We start from the raw sequence: 2,321 nt of genomic DNA, 5'->3' as shown, positions 1-2,321 counted from the left end.
CTGACACCCCGCGCGAGCGAAAAGAACTCGACCCGGGCAGCGCTTGTCCCGATTGCGGGGGCGAGTTACGCCTCGTCGGCGAGGACGTGAGCGAAATCATCGAAATGATTACCGCCAAGCTGAAGGTGATCGAGGTCGCGCGGCCGAAGAAGTCCTGCCGCTGCTGTGAGAAAATGGTGCAGGTGCCGGCTCCGAGCCGCCCGATCCCCGGCAGCATGGCCGGAAGCAGCTTGCTTGCCTACGTGCTCGTCTCAAAGTTCGACGATCACTTGCCGCTGTACCGGCAGAACGAAATCCTTGCCCGCATGGGCGCTGACATTCCCCGCAGCACGCTGGCTGACTGGTGCGGCAAGGCGATGCGAAGCCTGCAGCCCTTGATCGAGCGTATTGAGGCATCGGTCCTGGCCAGCACCGTCATCCACGCCGATGATACGCCGATCCAGGTGCTGGATCACACAAGGCGGGCCGAAGGGCTCGGTAAGGGCGTGAAGCAAGGCAGGATCTGGGGTTATGTCTGCGATCAGCGCCCGTGGAACGGGCCGGCACCGCCGGGTGTGGTCTATCGCTTTGCCTCCAACTGGAAGGCGGAGCACGTGCAAAACCACCTTTGCAATGCGAGCGGCATTCTCCAGGCCGACGCCTACAAGGGATATGCGAAGCTCTATCAGCCCGGCGCGGACGGCGAACCGCGCTTCCGGGAAGCTGCCTGCTTCGCCCATTGGCGGCGTGACTTCCACGACATCTGGAAAGCGAACAAATCCCCGATAGCGCGAGAAGCCCTCGATCGCATCGGCCAGTTGTACGACATCGAACGCGAAATCGCCGGGAAACCTGCCGATGTTCGGTGTGCCGTCCGCCAGGAGCATAGCAAACCCAAACTGGAGGCGTTGCGCGCCTGGGCCGAGCAGCAACTCACCCGCATCCCCGTCAAAGGCGACCTGGCCAGCGCCATTAGGTATGGCTTGGGTCGCTGGCAGGCCTTCTCACTGTTCATTGAAGACGGACGCGTCGCCATCGATAACAATGCCGCTGAGCGAGCCGTGAGACCTATTGGCTTAGGAAGACGCAACTGGCTCTTCGCCGGCTCCGAAGCAGGCGCTGAAACACTGGCGCGAGCCATGACGCTTATTGAAAGTTCCAAGATGAACGGTCTTGATCCGCAGGCTTATCTCGCCGACGTGCTCGGCCGTATCCATGATCACAAGATCAACCGGATCGAGGAATTGCTGCCTTGGAAATGGGTGCCCTTGGTACCGTTGGCAGAGGTAGCCTGATGGCCACGATCACTCACGTACGCACGCTGGACTATGCTGCCAAAATGCTCGGCGAGGACGTGGAGTTGTTGGAAGCCATCGTCTGGAACGACGACAATCTGACATACGGCAGCATCATCACCGTTTACACTGGACCGGATGAGACCATTACGGCGCTCACCGACGATGGCGTCGACGAACTGTCAGATATGCTTCGAGAAGCACGCCGCACCACCCAGACCTGGCACGGCTTCCTCGATGACTTCGTTGACGATCCCGAACTCGCCACTCGCTTCAAGGCCCAACCACCGCGGTAACAATCGGACGGTTACCCTCGGTTTCGAAGTCGTGGCCGAGGTGCCGATGGACGGCAACATCGAACCCGCCCGGTTGCGCCTGATCCGCCCCATCGGCGAAACCGCACTGTTCCGCGTGATCGGCGTCGAAGACCTGATTGCCGACCGCATGGGCCAGTACGCCTCGCGCAGCGCGCCGGACCGCATCGATCAGGCGCGCATCCTGCTATCCCTTCACCCCGACGCGGATCTGGCCTATCTTGAGCGCCGCATCCGCGAGGAAAGCATGGGCGATTATGGCGTCGAAGACATCACCCGCTGAACCCCAAGAGACGGTCACGGACATGGCCGAACTCGCCGCGCACCTCGCCGCCAGCCGCAGAGAGGCTGACATTCCCCACCTCCCGCGCAATGCCGGGACGGATCGCACACCTTCCAAACAGGCTCTGCTGGACGAAATCGCAAGATCCGGCGCTGACTGGTAGCCTTTCGCTCCCCGAGAACGAGAGGGGGTAGCCCGCAGGGTGATGGAGGGCCCCATCCATCAAGAATAAGTCTCTCCCGACGGCGCGGCTCAGCGCCTTTGTCGCCATTAAGCTATCATTTCCGGACGCCCGGAAGCAGACACTCTTTGGCATCTTATGACCAACAGATGGGAATGGCGCGGTTCGTGACCGACTACAGTCATTCGGAAAGCAACAGCTTGACTAGGGGTATTATTAGCTGGAGACCCGCAAAAACCGGTAGTGTTTGGACGGCTATGATGATTCAT

General features: G+C 60.7%; 4 protein-coding genes. All 4 read left to right on the top strand.

Annotated features, from left to right (window positions below):
• On the top strand, positions 1–1,274 hold a 1,274-nt coding region (tnpC, locus tag L284_RS33725), incomplete at its 5' end, for an IS66 family transposase (protein WP_031341962.1).
• Positions 1,274–1,570, top strand: coding sequence for a hypothetical protein (locus tag L284_RS33720; protein WP_021233732.1), 297 nt, complete (start codon positions 1,274–1,276; stop codon positions 1,568–1,570). The genes tnpC and L284_RS33720, both read left to right, overlap by 1 nt.
• The gene (locus tag L284_RS33715) at positions 1,512–1,871 is read left to right on the top strand and encodes a hypothetical protein (RefSeq protein ID WP_200861641.1); all 360 of its coding nucleotides are present in this window, start codon (positions 1,512–1,514) and stop codon (positions 1,869–1,871) included. Before L284_RS33720 ends, L284_RS33715 begins: the two co-directional genes overlap by 59 nt.
• 22 nt (positions 1,872–1,893) lie before the next feature.
• Positions 1,894–2,034, top strand: coding sequence for a hypothetical protein (locus L284_RS48205; RefSeq protein ID WP_160172113.1), 141 nt, complete (start codon positions 1,894–1,896; stop codon positions 2,032–2,034).
• Positions 2,035–2,321 lie beyond the last annotated feature (287 nt).

This window comes from Novosphingobium lindaniclasticum LE124, assembly GCF_000445125.1.
Taxonomy (GTDB): domain Bacteria; phylum Pseudomonadota; class Alphaproteobacteria; order Sphingomonadales; family Sphingomonadaceae; genus Novosphingobium; species Novosphingobium lindaniclasticum.
This window is presented reverse-complemented; position numbering and strand designations above follow the sequence as displayed.